Consider the following 18930-nt stretch of genomic DNA (forward strand, 5'->3'; position numbering starts at 1 on the left):
CCGCAGAACTGCACAAGGGCGTTCAACTACCGGGTACGAGCTAGTACTTTGCTAGCTACCTGAAATCTACTTAAAACTCAACGGTACTACCAGCCGCACGCTCACATTGCGTCCCTGGTTGAAGACGCCCGTACGGCCATTGCTTGGGTTATAAGCCGCGTACTTCAGCCGGCTTAAGTGGCTTTGATACCCCACGTCGAACAAGTTGTTGGCCGTCAGATACAGCGAAAACACGGTTCTGTCTTTGCCATTCGTCACGTCGGAGCCCACGCCTAAATTCACCAGCGTATATTCGGGTGTAGGAGTTTCCGTCTCGAAGGCCGAGAAAACCCGGTTCTGCGCGAAAGTGTGCTCCACACTACCGCGGGCATACAGGTTGCGCAAGCGCGACTTGCCCACCTTCCGAAAGTTCACCCGCAGCTCCGACTGTAGCCGGTCGGCCGGAATGAAAGGCAAGTATTTCTGGCCAGCCGGTTGATCGAACTGAATAGCCCGCACCATGGAAAACGAGTTTTCGAAGTGCAGCCAGTCGAGGGGGTGGGGGTGGAGGTCGAGGGTTACTTCGCCGCCGGCGAGGCGGGCATTGCCTTGCCCATAGCGAAACACTGGGTCGCCGGTGGTGGCCACCGAGTCGGTGCTGCCGCTGGCGTCGAGCAGCTTCGCGGGGAAGATGTAGTTGTTGATGCCGTTGCGGAACGCATCAAGGGAAAGACCCACGTGGTCGGAGGTGTAGCTTAGGCCACCATCCACCTGCAAGCTGGTTTCGGCTTTCAGGTTGGGCTCGCCAATTTCATAGCGAATCGTGCCCTCGTGCTGGCCGTTGGAGCCTAGCTCCGCAATGTTGGGCGCCCGAAAGCCGCGCGCTATATTCGCTTTCAGCACCAGTTTATCGGTGGCGCTGAACGCCCCCCCCACGCTGCCGCTTACGTTGCGGAACGTGCTCTGAAACCCTGGAAACTTCTCCTCGCCGCTGGAAGCGGGCCGCTCATTCTGATCGAGCAACAGTTGGTCGGCCGTAATGCGGCGTAAATCGTAGCGTAGGCCCCCGCTCAGATCCAGCTTGCCGAAGGTTTTTTTGGTGAGACTAAACACACCACCATCGGTCAGTTGGTAGGCCGGAATCAGGAATTCTATGCCCTTGTTCTGGTTTTCCTGGCGCATTCCGCTCACGCCCAGCGTGGTTTGCCAGCCCTTCATTTCCGGCAGAAAATACCTCGCGGCGTAGTCCACGGTGCGCAACTGAAAGAACAAGGAGTTTTCTTCCCCATCGGCAGGATTGCCGAACTCACGCCGCAGGTTTTGCTGTACGCCTACATTCAGGGTCAGGCGGCTATGCCCCAGAATAAAGCTGTTGTCGGTGCCGATGCGCAGGTGGTTGATCTGCTGGCGGGGCACCGCAGTGCCGTAGCCCCGCAAATCAGCGTCCGTCACGGGTAGTCCCACTAGGTTATCAGGGTCTCCTCCAATAGCCACCTGCTTTAGAAAGCGCCCCGTCACTGAATCCCGGTCGCCTTCCACCAATCCGAGTTCCTGGTTGAAGGAATTGAAAGTGAGATGAGAATAGCCCCAGCTTTTGTTGACGCCCACGTAGCCGCTACCGTCCAATTCCCGAAACCCCGAGTTGTACACGCGCCCGTCGTAGCGGTTGCGGTAGTTGCCGGCTAGTTTGCCCGTGCCCCGCACCATCCAGTTCAGCCCGTTCAAGTTGCCGGCGTTCATCAGCGAATAGCCTTGCAAATGGTTGTTGGTTTGGTAGTTGGTGGCTACCGAACCCACGATGCGGCCATCGTTTACTGGCTCGGGAGGCAGAAAGTTGATAACGCCGGCCAGCCCATCGGAGCCGTACAGTAGGCTGCCGGGCCCTTTGATAATTTCCACCCGGTCGATGCTGTACTCGTCGATTTCAATGCCGTGTTCGTCGCCCCACTGCTGGCCTTCCTGCTTGGCGCCGTTGTTGAGTGTCACCAGTCGGTTCGAGCCCAACCCCCGGATAACTGGTTTGCTGATGGCTGCTCCGGTCGTAATCTGACTTAGGCCGGGCGTGTGGGCAATGGCATCCACGGCGTTGGTTGCAGCCGTTTGGCGCAGCCGCGTTTGGTCTACTACCGTGGTTGGCACCGGCGAGCGGCGCATTTCCGTGCTAGCCGACACTCCCGTTACCACTACCTGCCCAATCTCGGTGGCGGCTGGTGCCAACGCTATGGTCAGCGGCTGGCCCGTGCCAGTAGCTACTGTGCGCACCACTGTGGTGTAGCCTACAAAGCGCACCTGCATCAGAAACCGTCCGCGGGGCAACGCTGCAAACTGAAAGCTGCCGTCGGCCGTGGTGGCAGTGGCACGTTTGAGGTCAGGAAAGTAAATAGTGGCGCCGGGTAAGGCCTCACCAGAAGCAGCGTCCGTTACGCGCCCCGTGGTAGGCGGAATAGCTACTGGAGCCACACGAGCCGGGCGAGTAGAGGCCGTTTGGGCTAATACGCTCCCGGCCCCCAACAATAGACAAGCAGAAAGCAAAGAATAACGAAACATACAGCAAAGAAGGAAGGCTGAAATGAACGGAGAATGAGATGTCTGGATGCGCACTTTACAATAAAGAAGGCTCTAGCCGATGACCAGAACTTTCCTCTTATTTCTTTGAAATCAAACTAGAAGATGGCACCGAGCTGTTTGCAGCCAGCCTCGTAAGGCTGTTTTAAGCCGAGGATGGAGCGTGAAGAACAGGCTAGCACCACACGCAACTTACTTGACTGTAGCTGAGAACGTTACTCGGTTTTGCCGTGTGCGAGGAGCCCGTGCAAGGCAATGGCATCGGGGCGCACTTAAGCTTTGCGCACTACGGCCCGCTTCAAGAACACTCGGTGGAGCCCAGCTTGCGCGTTGTTGAACCCTATGCAAGGAGGAGAATGAAAATTGCGGACGGTGGTTTAGGTGGCTTGCTGCGTTTCGAGCAGCACCGTGCACTCAGCAAGTCTGCCCGCACCGCCTAGCTGGTCACGCGCCCGCTCAGCAATCGTACACTCCGCGAGCAATTGGCAGGAAAGCCAGGCTACACTTTAGTAAGTGTATCAGTCGAATTTTCACCGTCCCGCTCCTAGTGCGCCCATTCGGAAATCTAGAAGGCGTGAACAAGAGAGCTGGCGAAAAATAAACTGGCCGCTGTACTCTCCGTGTTGCCACAAGCAAAGCAAATACGAACCTGTACTTCGTTCCTAGAAAAGCACAAAAGTGCTACGGGCAGCCCTGTAAGCTTAGCTCCAGCGAGGTGGGCCGCGCAAGTCAGCTGTGGCGAGCATAGCCGACAACCACACTGAAGCACTTAACTCAGAGCTGGTGGGTGCATACGCTGCAAAAAGTAGCGGTAGCTCCAGCGGCGGGGCCGGCTGGAAGGGCATTTGGTAAAAGTGGTCGACGTCGCAGTGCAGGTGTTTAGCACTCAGCACCTTTTTATCTTTTAGGGCACCCGGAACCTGCGTCGGCTCCTTGGTGGTGTGCCGGTGAGCATGCAAATCCAGAATCCATGCCTCTGGCAGCAGCACCCGCGTAAAGCAGAGCAGCAGCACCAAAGCCAGCCGGGACCGAAAAGCTTGCATATGCAACAATGTGTCGAAGACGAGTAAAGGTACACTGTAAATTCAAACTTGATTCAGTACCAGTCAAAAACAGTCGAGAAAGTTGATGTGGACTTAATGAAAGCATAATTGCTGGGCAATGTGCTGGCAACAAGTGCACTCGACCTTTGCGGCATAGTTTTCCACTTGTTTGTTCTGCCATGAAAACCTTTGCCGCTCGTTTGCTCCGTCACGTTGCCTCTGCCATACGGCCCACGCCTAAGCGCCCAGCAAGCCTCTACGAAACGCTGTTTGTCTGAGAGGAAAATCTGCGTTCGATACCTCGCTTTTCCAGTTAAAGATAATTCATTCAACTACTGACAGCCACCATTTGCCACGCTTTTATAGCAGGCGCTGCTGTTGAGGTTTAGGAAAAGGCAAGAATGCACCTAGCGCCATGCGTACGCCTAGGCTTGAAATTTCAGTAGCATACAGAGCAACGCGAAGTTCCAGCGCTTTGAGAGCCGCGTTCGTCGTCATATAATTCAGTATAGCGAAAAAGTACTATTACTTTCTACCTCAACAGTAATTTTGAAGCAACTAGTGGTGCTTATGTTATGCAGCTGCTGGCTGCTTATGATCCGTATCTTCGATTCTATTTGTATCCAATTCTATCCTAAGTTGCGCTTGCTGCGGTGGGCGTGGCACGGTCCAATATCGTTATCTAAATTTCAGTTGGCTTTCGAGGAATTGATGCACTTTTCCTTGGAGCAAGGAGCTAACCGATGGTTGGTTGATTCGGCAAGTTTGCCTCCGCTAGGCCTTGATGAGCAGGCTTGGTTAAGTGAATTGTGGCTGCCGTGCGCCGAACATTTAAAACTGCGTCATCTCGCTTTGGTTTTGCCCGGTGATGTCCATAATCAGCTGATAGTCGAGAATGTTATCAGTGATGGTCAGCGATACGTAAAAGCCAACATTCAATTCTTTTCGGACACTTCTACAGCTCTTGACTGGCTGACGGGTTCGGCTACGCTAATGCGCGCCATGGAGCTTGAATGGCACATTGCTCATACCACCTGGCATCAGGCAGGACAGTACGCAACCTGCTAGAGTAAAGTAATTCACCTAGTAGTGTTGAAGCCTCGTTTTGGCGAGCACAAACAGGAGACTAACACCTGTATGTCAGGTTCAGCGGATTGTAAGCTAGTCGTAGAGCGCTGCCAATTTGGCAATTGTGGCGGGGTGGAATAGGTTTTGAAACGAGCAGCCCACGAGTCAGCTTTGTTTGGAGGCTGGCATATCGTCCGGATTCTAGAGTATAAACCTTACAGCCAACGTGCCATGCAAGAGAAAGGCAGTATCTCGATTCATACCGAGAATATTTTCCCGATCATCAAGAAATTTCTTTACTCCGACCACGAAATCTTCCTTCGGGAATTGGTCAGTAATGCCGTAGATGCCACTCAGAAGCTGAAAAGCTTAGGGCAACTAGGCGAGTTCAAAGGAGAGTTGGGCGAGCTAAAGGTGCGCGTAACTGTTGATAAGGAAGCCCGCAAAATCACGGTATCGGACCGCGGCCTGGGTATGACGGCCGAAGAGATTAAAAAATATATCAACCAGATTGCTTTCTCCGGCGCCACGGAATTTGTGGAGAAGTACAAAGAGAAAGATGCAGCGGCCAAAGACCAGATTATCGGGCAATTTGGTCTCGGCTTCTACTCGGCTTTTATGGTAGCCAAGGAAGTTGAAATCTGGTCGAAATCGTACAAAGAGGATACTCTAACCGCACATTGGATCTGCGACGGTAGCACCGAATTCACGCTCGACGAGCCCACTGAGGAGCACGCCAAAGCCGAGCGCGGCACCGACGTAGTATTGCACGTTGCCGAAGATTCCGACGAGTTTCTGGAGGAAGCCCGCCTGCGCAGTATCTTAACTAAGTACTGCAAATTCCTGCCCATCGAAATCGAGTTCGAAGGTCAGGTAATCAACCAGACGCAGCCTATCTGGACCAAACAGCCCGCCGACCTCACCGACGAAGATTACGTCAAGTTCTACCAGGAACTGTACCCCTTCTCGGAGCCGCCGCTGTTCTGGATTCATCTCAACGTCGATTATCCTTTCAACCTGACGGGCATTCTTTACTTCCCGAAAGTGAAAGATGAGTTGCAATTTCAGCGCAACAAAATCCAGCTCTATTCGCGCCAGGTGTTTATCACCGACGAAGTGAAGGATGTGGTGCCCGAGTTCCTGATGCTGCTGCACGGCGTCATCGACTCGCCGGACATTCCACTGAACGTGTCGCGTAGCTTCTTGCAAGCCGATAGCAACGTCCGCAAAATTAACAGCTACATCACTAAGAAGGTAGCCGACAAGCTAGCCGAGTTGTACCGCAAGGACCGCACGGGCTTCGAGGAAAAGTGGTCGGACATTGGCTTGTTCGTGAAGTACGGCATGTTGTCGGACGAGAAGTTTTACGAAAAAGCCAAAGACTTTGCACTGGTACAAAATGTAGCTGGCAAATACTTCACGCTCTCCGAGTACCAGGAGTTTGTGCAAGCCAACCAGAAAGATAAAAACGAGCAGACCGTGGTGCTCTACACCACCGACGCCGAAGCGCAGCATGCTTTCGTGCAAGCCGCCCAAGATCGTGGCTACGATGTGCTGAAGCTGGAAACCGTGCTAGACTCGCACTTCATCGGCCAGCTAGAGCAGAAGCTAGAGAAAATTTCTTTCAAGCGCGTAGATGCTGATACCATCAGCAAGCTCATCGAGAAAGACGAGCAAACCGAAAGTGTGCTCAGCGACGACGAGAAAACCAAGTTGCAGGAGGTGTTCAAGACAGCTATCAGCAACGAGCATATGCAGGTGCAGGTAGCCTCTCTCTCGCCGCAAGATGCGCCCGTAGTTATCACGCTGCCCGAATTTATGCGCCGCATGAAGGATATGCAGCGCACCGGCGGTGGCGGTGGTATGCAAATGTTCGGCAGCCTGCCTGATAGCTACACCGTGAGCGTGAATGCTAATCACCCAGTAGCACAACGCGTGCTAAAAGCAGAAGGTGAAGCAGGCCAGAAGCTGGCTCGCCAAGCTTTTGACTTAGCTTTGCTGGCGCAGAACATGCTGAAAGGAGAGGCACTAACCGCTTTTGTGAAACGTAGCGCCGATTTATTGGCTGTGGAGTAGTTTAAAAAAGTAGTAGAAGTTTAAGATGGTATAAAACCCCGACAGCTCTAAGTTGTCGGGGTTTGTTTTGACCGCTGGCTGATTCCGTTTTCGCTAGTTACTAAGCTACAAGCAATTGCAAGCTGCGAGCAAACGGCACTTAAGCCGGGTACCAAATCCCTATATCTTTGCGTTTGATGCTGCGAAAACTGTTTGTACTTGTTCCCATGCGCCTGTCCTATCTGTACATCTCACTACTATTGTTGAGCAGCTTAGGAGCCTGCTCCAAGAAAACAGTATCGTTTGATAGCCGCACGGAGGTGCCCACTGTAGCTTTTGCTGACACGCTCACTACTTCCGGCGATACCACCAAAACGCCTTCCTTAGATCCGAAGAAGGTGGCGGCGCTTACGAAAGCGCAAGAGAAAGCGGCCAAAGACAAAGAGAGGGCCGAGCTGCGCAAAACCAAAAAGAAGAAAAACATCTTCCTAGGCGAGCGGATCAAAAAAGGCTACACGAAGTCAGGACCGAAAGGCAAGAACCAGGTGGTGGAGATATTCTACTACCTCAAAACGTTCAAAGCGCCTAATGCTTACTCCGCTACTATTTACTACTTCAATCCTCGCAAACGAAAAATCTTTCGAGCCAACACCGAGTTGAATGCCGCTACTGATAAAATACTGCATGGCCCTTACAAGAAGCTGCAAGGCGGCAAGGTGATTGAAACCGGCTTCTTCGCAGTTGGGACCAAGCACTTGCGTTGGGAGAGGCTTACTAAAGACAACGTATTGGTTACCAAAACTCACTACGAGATGGGCTTCCCACGCGACGCCAACGTTACGTATTACGATACCGACAATAAGCTGATAAAGGAAGTGGTACCTTATGTCAATGGTAAGCTGGAGGGCGACTATTTCCGCTACCAGCAAAATGGCCAGAAGGACTGGGCGGGTACTTTTGAGAATGGTAAGAAAGTAGGTGAGTGGACCAAATACTGGGGCTTTCGCAACCGCAGCCATTATGTGTATCAGTACGGTGAGTCAGGCTATGACCCAGAAGTAACCGAGCCTATTCTTATCAAAGAGTATAACCGCAATGGCGTGCTAGTCTACGAGAAAGATAAGTTTGACCGGCGCGATGCTGTAACGGACCGGCCCGGCAAAACGAATCGTCGCACTAATTAACAACTGCGTTGTTGGAGCGAGTGATTCACTTATTTCCTACTAAAAAGCGTCCTCGAAATGCTCTATTCGCCAACCTTCAGCGGCAGGAGTAATGGCTAGGATGTCGAAACGAATGTCGCCAGACCAAGTTGATTCTTCTTGCAAGTGTTCGGCAGCTAACCGGAAGAGTTGCTTCTTGCGTTCAGTAACAAAGGTTTCTGGATAACCAAATTGGGTGGAGGAGCGAGTTTTGACTTCCACGAACACCAATAGTTCTTGTCCCCACTGCATCACCAAGTCTACTTCGGCCCGACCGTACCGGTAGCCTCTGTGCAGCAACTCGTACCCTTGGCTTCTCAAGAAAGCCATAGCAGCCTCCTCGCCGGCTTGTCCTAGCTGGTGGGCTTTAGTGCTCATGCAAAAACGAAGTAGGTAAGCAGAGAAGAAGTCGCTAACTCAGATTGAGTTTGGCGCTTAATCTAGTAACTTTGCGCCTTTTCCGCTCAGGCCGTGGAAACTAGATGGTGTTGATCCTGAGTTAAAGCAATGAAATTGCTTTCGACTTGCAGCTTTCGCTCGGTCCTTGGTTTGTTGGGTACCCTTAGTTGCTTTGCCATGCACACGTATAGTCATTGCGCGGAACCAGCGCCGCTTGCTGCCCCGGATGCTACGTCCGCTACCCTTGCTGGCCAAGTCCGGAAGATTCAGGTGGAGCGACTCGGCTTAATGCCTTATGAGGCTGCCTGGGCTTATCAAGAGCAATTGCTTGCTGATACGCTGGCTTGCAAAACCCGGAATCGTCAAGCAATGGAGGCAGGCATGGCGCCCACCGCTACCACCAATTATCTGTTGCTGGTCGAACACCCGCATGTGTATACTCTTGGCAAAAGTGGGAAGCCAGAGCATCTATTACTAACTGATAATGAATTAGTTGTTCACGGCGCCACGTTTCACCGCATTAACCGTGGTGGCGACATCACCTACCATGGCCCTGGCCAATTAGTTGGCTACCCCATCCTCGACCTCGACAACTTCTTTACCGATATTCACCGCTACCTGCGCCTGTTAGAAGAGGCTGTTATTGAAACCTTAGCTGATTACGGTATACAAGCTGGCCGCATTGCTGGCCTTACCGGAGTTTGGCTCGATTTCGAGGAAGGAGCCCTTAATCCGCGTAAGATCTGCGCCCTGGGTGTGAAGTGTAGCCGGTGGGTAACCATGCACGGCTTTGCACTCAATGTTAATACCGACCTCACGTACTTCGGCCACATTGTCCCTTGTGGCATCACCGACAAGGCTGTAACCTCACTTCAGCAGGAGCTAGGCCGGGCGGTACCGATGACCGAAGTTCAGGACCGTTTGCTGCCTCACCTTGCGCTTTTGTTTGAAGCGGAACTCGCAGAAAAGCGTGTTAGTGCTTCCCTCTAAGAAGGTAGGCGACATCCACACATCGAAATGTAAAGCGGCATTCAAGACTTTATGAAGGAGCATATCAATTTTGAACCAGTCGCTGGCGTTTCGGTGGCTGTAGTGCCCGAAGAGGCCGCTGCTACGGAACAAGGTAAAGCCGGTTGGCAAGTGTATTTGCTGAACGAGAATGCCTTTCCAATTCGCAACGTCATCGTCAATTCCAACGGCTACGGCTCCCGCCCCGATGGGGAAACTGTCCGTACATCTACGTTACGGCACGTCTTCACCGAGGTCGAGCCACGCACAGCCGTGCCTATCGAACCTATCGACCCCGATTTGTTTCATCTCAACAACCAGTATTGGGTGAGCTACTACCGCGACACCCAAGTTTTCGACAAGAAATTCATCTTCGTGCCGGACTCTATCGTGCCTGCTAACCTTACGGCTATCCCCTTACTCGGCCGCGAGGGCGTGCTGCATGGTTAGTTCTTCTTTGCAGTAGCTGTGTAGTTTATTGAACGCAGCTTGTGCTTCTATTTTAAGTTGTTACGTGATGAATCCTCTCGGAATCCAGTTGAGTTTGTCGTTTCTGTGGGCATTTTTGGTGGCCCTCTTCGCGGTGCCTTCCATTATCTACATCGCCCACCTCAAAAACATGCTCGATACGCCCAATGTGCGCACCGTGCATGAGTCGCTTACGCCTCGTCTTGGCGGCGTGGCGATTTTCGCGGGCTTCATGTCGGCTCTCACCATTTTTGCTGATCTCGGCAATGGTATTCAGCAGCTTCTAGCAGGCTGTATCGTGTTGTTTTTTGTAGGCTTGAAAGATGACTTGGTGACTATTTCAGTAATGAAAAAGTTTATCGGTCAACTATTAGCTACCGGTATCGTCATGATTATGGCCGATGTCCGTCTAACCAGCTTTCAAGGCATTTTAGGCGTGCACGAATTGCCGATAGGTATAAGCTACGCGTTTACGTTCGTCGTAATTGTTGGTATCACCAATGCCATCAACCTAATTGATGGGCTCGACGGCTTGGCGGGCAGCATTGTTATCATCATTGTCAGCACATTCGGCTATTATTTTGTGCGTTACGGCGGGCCTGGCTACAGCAACTACGTTTTCGTGTCCGTCTGCCTGATGGGGGGAATTATCGGGTTCTTGCGCTATAATTTCCACAGGGCCAGTATTTTCATGGGTGACACAGGTTCGCTCGTATGCGGCTTCATTGTATCAGTGCTTACTATTCAATTTGTTGAAATGGGTTTAAAGGTGGGGCAGCCATTTGCTTCTTCTGCGCCCTCAGTTGCCGCTGGTATTCTATTCGTTCCTCTCTTCGATACGCTGCGGGTTTTCATCCTGCGTATGATGGAGGGTCGCTCGCCCTTCTCTCCCGACAAGAACCATCTGCACCATCGTATTCTTGCTATGGGCTTTCAGCAAATAGGTACTGTAATTCTGCTTGGCTTGCTCAATCTGTTAGTGATTCTGTTTGTAATTAATTTTTCCTCCCTTGGCAACACTTTGCTTATTGCTATGCTCGTAGGCTTCTCGCTGCTGCTAAGTGTATTTTTGGGTGTTTATCGCAGCCGTACCACTGAAAAGCAACGGGTGACGTCCTAGCTTATTTGAAGCGGAACCGCATATGAGCCATAGAAACAAAAAAGGCGAGGAGCATATGGTTGTTCGGCGGTATTTGCTGGTGCTGCTTTTAGTGTTGTGGCCTTTGACTTCGGTGTGGGCGGCCGAGTACCACCCATTGCCGCCTGCGCAGCGTAGTGGTCTTTCTTCCGATTGGCTTATTCACGATGCCGACCGAAATCGGTTGGTTCTGTACTTGCCCGACTACCATGCTCCCTCACACGCTTACTATCAATGGATAGCACTGCAACCAACACACCTATTCCTTATCAGCTTTACGGCTCGCGAGGGCCAAAGCTTATTCCTCGATAATCGACTTGTCTTTACGGCGGCGGCTACTGCTCCCTACACCCTGGATCTTGGTAAGTTGCTGCCGCCAGACAATGTAGCGAGAACCCATTTGCTTTGTGTATGGCACCCGGAGGCAGCCCCTGATCTAAGTTCATTTACCAACAGTCAAGTCACGACCACCACTGCAGCGAGTATCAGTAAGGCGCCCAATCAAGCATTAGCGCAACCATTAGTACGTAGTCATCCCGGCGAGAATGTGTTTTTGTGTTTCTTACTGCTAATAGGATTGCTGTACGGTGGAGTTCGGGCTACTTATCAACCAGGTTTCGCCCGAATCTACCAATTCGAGGGGCTATGGAGCCGATCTACAGCTCAACAAGACTTCCTGATTAAACCGACGGTAACGTGGCTTAATATCTTGTTAGTTCTTATTTTTTCCTTGTCGTTTGCATTGCTTTTAGTTGCTATTCATACCAACGTTCAGAACATCGTTATCCTACGTCGGCTTTTCGATGTTCCAGAGTCGGCGCTTGTTGTCCGAGTATTACTCTATACTGTACTAATAGCAGGATTCGTGCTTGGGAAATACTTATTCCTAGAACTGTTAAGTTATATTTTTGATGTAGGCGAATTGGTGCTGGTGCAGTACCGAGAATTTATTCGCACTATCTTGTTTCTGGGCTTGTTTCTGCCCTTGGTTATGTTACTGTACTTAGGCCTCAACCAAACCCTTCCTGCAGCGGTACTGTGGGTCTCGAATGGGGTAGTTTCCTTGCTGTTGATTGGTACAGTTATCCGGGTGGCTCGGACGTTGCATCGTAAGACTTCACTCTTTAATCTGCATTTGTTTTCTTACCTTTGCACCACTGAAGTGATTCCTCTGGTCATTTTGCTTAAACTAATCGTTTTCACGTACTAAGCCTCTACTTTTCACTGTCGAGGCAGGCTGCCGCCGCCACTCTCTTATTGCGTTAGATCTACCCTTTCCTTTACCCTATGGCCGAGAGCAAAGACAAACCGGGGACGGGCCGTCATGCCAAGCGAATCTCCAGCATCCTTGTCACCCAGCCTAAGCCGACCACTGACGTTTCCCCCTATTTTGCTATTGCCGAGAAATACGGCATCAAAGTAGACTTTCGGGAGTTTATCGAGGTACAACCGGTTTCCTATAAGGATTTCCGAAAAGAGAAAGTTAATATCTCCGAGCATACGGCTGTCATTTTCACTAGTCGGAATGCTGTAGATCATTTCTTTCGTATCTGTCAGGAAGCTAAGCTGGAAATGCCTGCTGAAATGAAGTATTTCTGCATTTCAGAGCAGACTGCTAACTATTTGCAGAAATATATAGTGTTGCGCAAGCGCAAACTATTTGTAGGACAGCGTACTGCAGCCGATCTTTTTGATGTTATCAAGAAGCATAAGAGCGAGAAATTTCTATACCCATGCTCTGATATTCGAAAAGATGATATCCCCGAATTTATGCGGGCTAACAATTTTAAGTTCACTGAGGCCGTTATCTATCGGACAGTAGCTAGCGACCTGTCCGATTTAACAGATGTTAAATACGATTGTATTGCCTTCTTTAGTCCTTCAGGTATCAGTTCGCTGTTTGTTAACTTTCCTGATTTTCAGCAAAACGGCACTCGAATAGCTGCTTTTGGGCCTACTACCGCAAAAGCAGTCACCGATGCTGGCTTGGAATTGGACATTGAAGCACCTCAACCAAACGCGCCTTCTATGACTGGTGCCATTGAAGCTTACATCCGAAACCATCACGGTCCGGATATTGGCAAGGAAAAAAACAAGAATGGAAAGCAAAACGTATAGAAAAACAAATGGGGGAGCAGTGAATCTGCTTCCCCATTTGTTTTTTACTTAGTATTTGTTGCACAGGGTTTTTTACAATACATTTGAAAACGTCCCTCATCTAGCCACCCTAGTTGTAACGCACCTTAAATCAGATGTTTATATGAAAGTAACTATACTTTCCGCCTGCCTGTTAACCGTTGTTACAGGCACTGCGGTAGCGCAACAACAGCCACAGTTTACTCACTATGGTTTTAATGGTATGTACCTTAACCCAGCCTATGCAGGCATCAAGGGACAAGGTGAAATAACAGCAATCGGGCGCTATCAGTATCTCAACTACAATGCTTCTTTTGACGCAGGAGGAGAACCCAAAACATATATGCTAACAGGATCATTTCCTGTGCAGGTATTAGGTGGTGGTATCGGCTTTCATGTCTTTAGAGACGAAATCGCGCAATTTAAAATGACCAATGCGCAGGTCTCTTATTCAAAACATATTCAGTTAGGTGAGGGCAAGCTAGGTCTTGGAGTACAGGGCGTATACAACTACCTCGCAAAAGGTGTGTATCGTTACATCGATGCGAACGATCCAAGCGTTCCTCTTGATGGATCAGACAACAAGTTTGACGTAGGAGTAGGAGTGTGGTACGAATCCCCAACTCTATATGCTGGTTTGAGCGTAAATAACTTACTTCGGTCAGAATATAAGTTTCAAAGCGCTGTAACTGATGAGCAAGGGAATATTACCAGCTATCAGAACACAGCAAGGTATATTGGTGAAAACCACTCTTATTTTACAGTCGGATATAATATTGAAGCATCTTCATCCGTTGTGGTTACTCCTTCGGTACTGATGAAGATGGTGCTACCTGGAAAGTTTGGTGATGATGGAAAGTTTACGTTTAAAAATAACTCCTACGAAGCGAACGTTCGTGCCACTTTCAATGATAAGTTCTGGGGTGGTGTAGGCTACCGCTATGATGAGTCTTTCACAGGTATGGCTGGGTTAGCGCTTGCAAAAGACAATGCGTTAAGGATTGGGTACGCTTTTGATTTTATTGCATTTAATCAAGATGCGCGGGCTCTTAGCTCGCACGAGATTATGCTCTCCTATCGTCTGCCCAAACCTAGTATGGCTACACGTCCCGCAATACGTACGCCCCGATATAGCTTCTAAGCTTTTTTTGTTAAGGTGGGTCACCTCGATGCCTTGATTACGTGGAGGAAGGATTTCCAGGAACTAGGCACTAATTCTTTGCGTTTCGTCGTTTAGCTGGCAGTTTTGTCAGTTCGCAGACAAATGCAAGGCATTGAGCGTTTGGTTTGCGCACGAACGTAAGTTTCGTTAGATTTGCCAACTCGAAAAATTGTAATCTTCTGGTATCGCCGCCTCAACAGTCATTTTACTTCCTCACATGAATAAGTTTTTCGGATTGCCTCTCTTTGCCATATCGGCATTAATTCTGGGGGGCTGTGGTTTTGGTAAAGGACCACAAGGCGACCTAGTTGGGGCAGAGGACCGGCCCGAGTTTAACCCGCAAGAGGTTCCTTTTGGGATGGTGCCCTGCCCAGGTGGTACGTTTCATATGGGCCAAACAGACCAGGATATTTCGGCTTCTATGGTCAACATGAATAAGCAAGTAACCATTGCTGGCTTCTACATGGACGAAACCGAAATCACCAATAATGAATACCGTCAATTCATGAATGCCATTCGGCAGGACTCAGTTGATGTGCTAGGAGAAGAGTACGTCATGACGGAGCTTTATCCGGATACGACTGTATGGGTGCGTGACTTTACCTATCATATGGGCGATCCATTGATGGAGTACTATTATACTCACCCAGCTTTCGATGACTATCCTGTAGTAGGGGTAGACTGGTTTGCAGCCAAGTACTTCTGCAACTGGCGCACCAAACACAAGAACGCGGCGCAAGAAGAAGTGGGTCTTGCAGCAAATCCTAATTTCCGCCTGCCTTCAGAAGCCGAATGGGAATACGCAGCGCGCGGTGGTCGTGATTTAGCAACCTATCCTTGGGGAGGGCCTTATTTGCGGAACTCGAAAGGGTGTATGCTAGCCAACTTTAAGCCTGGTCGTGGTGATTACGCTTCTGATGGTTATGCCTACACTTCGCCAGTTGGTGCCTTCTTCCCGAACGATTTTGGTTTGTACGATATGTCGGGTAACGTGGCTGAGTGGTGCGATGACGCCTATATGGAAGCTTCGGTACCTGTAGTGTGGGATATGAACCCAACCAACCCAGATGATAACGAGCCTCGCAAGGTTGTACGTGGCGGCTCTTGGAAAGACATTGCTTATTTCCTAGAAACAGGTACTCGCAACTTCGAATACCAAGATTCATCCCGCTCGTTCATTGGCTTCCGTACAGCCATGATCCAGATCGGAATGGGCACCAACGGCCAATTAAACTAGTTGGTTTTTGCTCGCTACGATTTCTATTTGCTTTTCCGTTTCAATTCAATCACCAACCTCTTCTTTCCAACAATCAAATCACATGGCAGCTAAAGGCGGTAGTTTTCTCTATGATGTGCTGATGCCCAAAATCTATGGCATTGGGGCCGCAGTCGTAATCATTGGAGCTTTGTTTAAAATTCAGCACTGGAAAGGTGCTGACGTTATGCTAATCGTTGGTCTAGGGACGGAGGCCGTTATCTTCTTCTTGAGTGCCTTTCAGCCCGCAGCGAAAGAGCATGACTGGTCACTGGTTTACCCAGAGCTTTCTGAGGGATATGATCCTTCAACCAACAGCAACAAGTTTGTTGAGGAGAGCAATAGCAAAGGCTTAACCCGTAAGTTGGATGATATGCTGAAGGATGCCAACGTGACGCCTGAGGCTATATCTTCTTTAGGTCAAGGTTTGAACCGATTGAGTACTACTACGCAGCAACTATCTACTCTTGGTGACGCAACAAATGCTACCGACGAGTACACTGCTAAAGTGCGTTCAGCTGCTACTTCGCTCGAGCGCATCAACGAAGCGTATGCAAATACAGCACAAGCAATGAGTGCTATGTCGGATGCCACTAAGGATGCCAAGGAGTATCATGTACAGGTTCAAACGGTAACCAAGAACTTAGGTGCTTTGAATGCTGTTTATGAAATGGAATTGCAGGATGCTAACACGCATCTTAAGTCAATGAACCAGTTTTACGGTACACTAAGCCAGGCAATGCAGAATATGACCGAAGCTGGCAAAGACACTGAGAAGTTCAAAAACGAAGTGGCTGCTCTTACCGGTAACCTCAACTCGTTGAACCGTGTGTATGGCAACATGTTAAATGCTATGCGGGCTACTAGCTAATAGCTAGGATAGCAGCAAATTAAAATTTTCGGGGCCACTATATAATTAGGTAGACGAGATGGCGGGAGGAAAAGAAACTCCAAGGCAGAAAATGATAGGCATGATGTACCTAGTACTCACTGCACTTCTTGCCTTACAAGTAAACTCAGCAATTCTGCTGAAATTTAAATTCTTGGATGATAGCCTTAGTAGCATCAATGCTAAGGTTTCTACTTCCAATGATGGTACCGTAAAAGGTATTCAAGCACAGGTTGAAAAAAATCGTAACCAAGCTGCTGATGTAGCTGTGCTGAAACAAAGTGAACAAATCCGGGAGCGTACCAAGCAGATGATTGAGTATCTGGGCAGTGTACGCGACAAACTCGTAACGGCCACGGAAAACACGAAAGGCAAGAACGAGTACAAGAATATGAGTGCCGAAGACAAGGTGGCTATCACTATGCTAGGTGGCAAAAAGAACGGTGCTGCTTACGAGATGAAGGGCAAGCTCAACGAGTACTCTACGTACATACGCACGTTTGTTCCTTCCGCTTCCCCGTTAGCTCTGGATGCCAAGGAGGACCCGATGGTTACTGACCCCGAGCAACGTTCCAAGAACTTCGCTGAATTGAATTTCGAGAACACGCCACTTGTAGCAGCTTTGGCAACTTTATCGCAGAAAGAAGCAGAAGTTCTGAAGTACGAATCAGATGCTTTGGCAGCTCAATCCGCGAAAGTTGGTGGCAACATTATCGTATTCGATAAAGTAGGTGCTTTCGCTAGTGCTGAGTCGAACACTGTTGCTGCTGGTACTAAGTACAAGGCGGAGTTGTTCCTGACAGCTTCGGCTACCGGCCTTAAGCCAACTATGACGTTGAACGGTTCGCCTCTGGCCGTTGATCCTTCTACCGGTAAAGGAAAAGTTGAATTTACAGCTCGCCCTGGAGCATTTGATGCTTCTGGTAACGCTAAGGCTCAGTGGACCGGCACTATTCGCTTCAAGCAGAATGGCCGGGACACTACCTTCAAAGTAGCTGTGCCCTATACAATAACTAAACCGGTAATGCAGGTACAATCGGCTTCGGTACAAGCACTTTACTTTAAGTGCGGTAATAAGCTCAGTGTGCAGGTTCCGGCTTTAGGAGCTCAGTATGATCCTAGCTTCTCCGCTTCCGGCGCTTCAACCATCAAAGGTTCTGCCAAAGGTGAAGTGACGCTAGTACCAAACGCACGAGAGGTAACTCTGAGTGTAAGCAGCGGTGGCAATGCTATCGGTTCGCAAACTTTCCAGGTACGGCCAATTCCGAAGCCTGACATTCAGTGCGTAGTAGGCGGGCGTCCTGCCAATGAAAAGCAAGGTACTCCTATCAATGCCGTACGTAACATGCAGTTGCGTGCTGTGCCGGATGCTGGCTTTGCTACATTCCTTCCCGAAGATGCACGTTACCGGGTAGCTCGCTATGAGGTAACTCTGGTTCGTGGCAAGCGCCCAGCTATGCAGGCCATTCCAGTTAATGGTCCTAATGCTGACTTGACTGCCGTAGTAAACGCTGCTCGTGAGGGCGACCGTCTTTACATTGAAGTGAAGCAGGTACAGCGTCAGAACTTCCAGAATCAAGTGGAAGAGGTGAGCGTAGGCAATAAGTCGTTCAATATTCCGCTGCTGTAAGCGTTACTTTTCTGAACTAACTGCAGCTCTTTTTTGATTACTCCGGTATGAACAAATTCTTTTCTTTATCCGCTCTAACGGCCGCTCTAATGCTCTCATTAGCTGCTTCGGCTCAGGAGCAGGCTACTACGGCAAGTAGTAATGGCTCATACCGTCCGATTCCAAATTCGGACATTATGTTCCGCAAAACTATCCTGCGTGCGATTGACTTGCGTGAAAAGCAGAACAAGCCTATGTTCTCGGAAGGCAAGGAAATAAGCCGAGTTATTATTGACGCTGTGAAGCGTGGTGAGTTGCAGGCTTACAAAAATGATTCGTTGACCTCTACATACACTCCAGCTGAAGTAACAGGCAACATGTCGTATTCGGAGTCCAGCGCAGGCTTGAGCGATGAAGAAAAAGCTGCTGGTTTCTCGGAAGAGGCCGTTGATGAATGGGGAGCTCCATTGAAGAAAGGTGCAGCGAAACCAAAAACGGCAGTTGCGGCAGCTAACGAGTATCGGTATAAGGAGTTGTACCAGATGGAATTGAAAGAAGATATGATCTTCGACAAGAAACGGTCGCGGATGTATCATGATATCAAAACCATTACGCTAGTTGTGCCTTCTACGCTAAGCTCCAATACCTCAGGTATTGAAAAGCCAATTGCTACATTTAAGTACAGCGATTTAGTAAAGGTGTTCCGTAACAATCCGGATAAAGCCATCTGGTTTAATTCGCAAAACGACGCGCAACATAAGAATCTTGCTGACGCATTTGAACTGTGGCTTTTCAACTCTTACATCGTGAAGGTTTCCAATCCGAATGATGCTCGTCTTGACGAAATCTATGGTGGCCAGCAGCAAGGTATTCTTGCTTCGCAGCAAGCCGCCGCCGATCTAATCGAGTATGAGTACAACCTTTGGAGCTTCTAAAAATGCAATTTGATCAGGT

At 49.6% G+C, this 18930-nt stretch carries 16 protein-coding genes; 13 read left to right on the forward strand and 3 right to left on the reverse strand.

Translation table 11 applies throughout. The annotated features are described in order from the left end of the window. Positions 1-66 precede the first annotated feature (66 nt). Both ACFE7X_RS03135 and ACFE7X_RS03140 read right to left on the reverse strand, forming a co-directional pair. Positions 67-2526: a TonB-dependent receptor domain-containing protein gene (locus ACFE7X_RS03135; RefSeq protein WP_375434203.1), complete on the reverse strand. Its 2460-nt coding sequence runs from the start codon at positions 2524-2526 to the stop codon at positions 67-69. 719 nt (positions 2527-3245) lie between these two features. Then, positions 3246-3587: a hypothetical protein gene (locus tag ACFE7X_RS03140; RefSeq protein WP_375434204.1), complete on the reverse strand. Its 342-nt coding sequence runs from the start codon at positions 3585-3587 to the stop codon at positions 3246-3248. Between the two features lie 594 nt (positions 3588-4181). Between ACFE7X_RS03140 and ACFE7X_RS03145 the strand changes: the two genes are divergently transcribed. The 3 genes from ACFE7X_RS03145 to ACFE7X_RS03155 all read left to right on the forward strand — a co-directional run bounded on the left by ACFE7X_RS03145 (position 4182) and on the right by ACFE7X_RS03155 (position 7894). Further along, on the forward strand, positions 4182-4655 hold the full coding sequence (locus ACFE7X_RS03145) for a hypothetical protein (protein WP_375434205.1): 474 nt from the start codon (positions 4182-4184) through the stop codon (positions 4653-4655). A gap of 231 nt (positions 4656-4886) precedes the next feature. Then, entirely contained in the window at positions 4887-6731 is a 1845-nt protein-coding gene (gene htpG, locus ACFE7X_RS03150; protein ID WP_375434206.1) for a molecular chaperone HtpG, read from the forward strand. 206 nt (positions 6732-6937) lie between these two features. Continuing rightward, positions 6938-7894 carry a toxin-antitoxin system YwqK family antitoxin gene (locus ACFE7X_RS03155; protein WP_375434207.1) on the forward strand — a complete coding sequence of 319 codons (957 nt, stop codon included), beginning with the start codon at positions 6938-6940 and terminating at the stop codon, positions 7892-7894. Between the two features lie 39 nt (positions 7895-7933). On the opposite strand, the gene ACFE7X_RS03160 is transcribed toward ACFE7X_RS03155, so the two are convergent. Further along, positions 7934-8290, reverse strand: a complete 357-nt coding sequence (locus ACFE7X_RS03160; RefSeq protein ID WP_375434208.1) for a YraN family protein — start codon at positions 8288-8290, stop codon at positions 7934-7936. Positions 8291-8488: 198 nt separating this feature from the next. Here ACFE7X_RS03160 and lipB point away from each other — a divergent pair, with 198 nt between their 5' ends. The 10 genes from lipB to gldN all read left to right on the forward strand — a co-directional run bounded on the left by lipB (position 8489) and on the right by gldN (position 18911). Then, a complete protein-coding gene (gene lipB, locus ACFE7X_RS03165; RefSeq protein WP_375434209.1) occupies positions 8489-9301 on the forward strand; it encodes a lipoyl(octanoyl) transferase LipB in 813 nt (270 codons plus the stop codon). 51 nt (positions 9302-9352) lie between these two features. Next, positions 9353-9769 (forward strand): hypothetical protein, encoded by a 417-nt coding sequence (locus ACFE7X_RS03170; protein ID WP_375434210.1) that lies wholly within the window; start codon positions 9353-9355, stop codon positions 9767-9769. A 67-nt stretch (positions 9770-9836) separates the two neighbouring features. Beyond that, on the forward strand, positions 9837-10907 hold the full coding sequence (locus ACFE7X_RS03175) for an MraY family glycosyltransferase (RefSeq protein WP_375434211.1): 1071 nt from the start codon (positions 9837-9839) through the stop codon (positions 10905-10907). Between the two features lie 22 nt (positions 10908-10929). Continuing rightward, positions 10930-12135, forward strand: coding sequence for a DUF4271 domain-containing protein (locus ACFE7X_RS03180; RefSeq protein ID WP_375434212.1), 1206 nt, complete (start codon positions 10930-10932; stop codon positions 12133-12135). A 77-nt stretch (positions 12136-12212) separates the two neighbouring features. Next, the gene (locus ACFE7X_RS03185; protein WP_375434213.1) at positions 12213-13043 is read left to right on the forward strand and encodes a uroporphyrinogen-III synthase; all 831 of its coding nucleotides are present in this window, start codon (positions 12213-12215) and stop codon (positions 13041-13043) included. 142 nt (positions 13044-13185) lie between these two features. Then, positions 13186-14202 carry a PorP/SprF family type IX secretion system membrane protein gene (locus ACFE7X_RS03190; RefSeq protein ID WP_375434214.1) on the forward strand — a complete coding sequence of 339 codons (1017 nt, stop codon included), beginning with the start codon at positions 13186-13188 and terminating at the stop codon, positions 14200-14202. 238 nt (positions 14203-14440) lie between these two features. Then, a complete protein-coding gene (locus ACFE7X_RS03195) occupies positions 14441-15460 on the forward strand; it encodes an SUMF1/EgtB/PvdO family nonheme iron enzyme (protein WP_375434215.1) in 1020 nt (339 codons plus the stop codon). An 82-nt stretch (positions 15461-15542) separates the two neighbouring features. Then, positions 15543-16349: a gliding motility protein GldL gene (gene gldL / locus ACFE7X_RS03200; protein ID WP_375434311.1), complete on the forward strand. Its 807-nt coding sequence runs from the start codon at positions 15543-15545 to the stop codon at positions 16347-16349. 58 nt (positions 16350-16407) lie between these two features. Beyond that, on the forward strand, positions 16408-17997 hold the full coding sequence (gene gldM / locus ACFE7X_RS03205) for a gliding motility protein GldM (protein ID WP_375434216.1): 1590 nt from the start codon (positions 16408-16410) through the stop codon (positions 17995-17997). A 47-nt stretch (positions 17998-18044) separates the two neighbouring features. Continuing rightward, positions 18045-18911 carry a gliding motility protein GldN gene (gldN, locus tag ACFE7X_RS03210; RefSeq protein ID WP_375434217.1) on the forward strand — a complete coding sequence of 289 codons (867 nt, stop codon included), beginning with the start codon at positions 18045-18047 and terminating at the stop codon, positions 18909-18911. The last annotated feature ends 19 nt before the right edge of the window (positions 18912-18930 follow it).

It is taken from the genome of uncultured Hymenobacter sp., from assembly GCF_964242765.1.
Lineage (GTDB): Bacteria > Bacteroidota > Bacteroidia > Cytophagales > Hymenobacteraceae > Hymenobacter.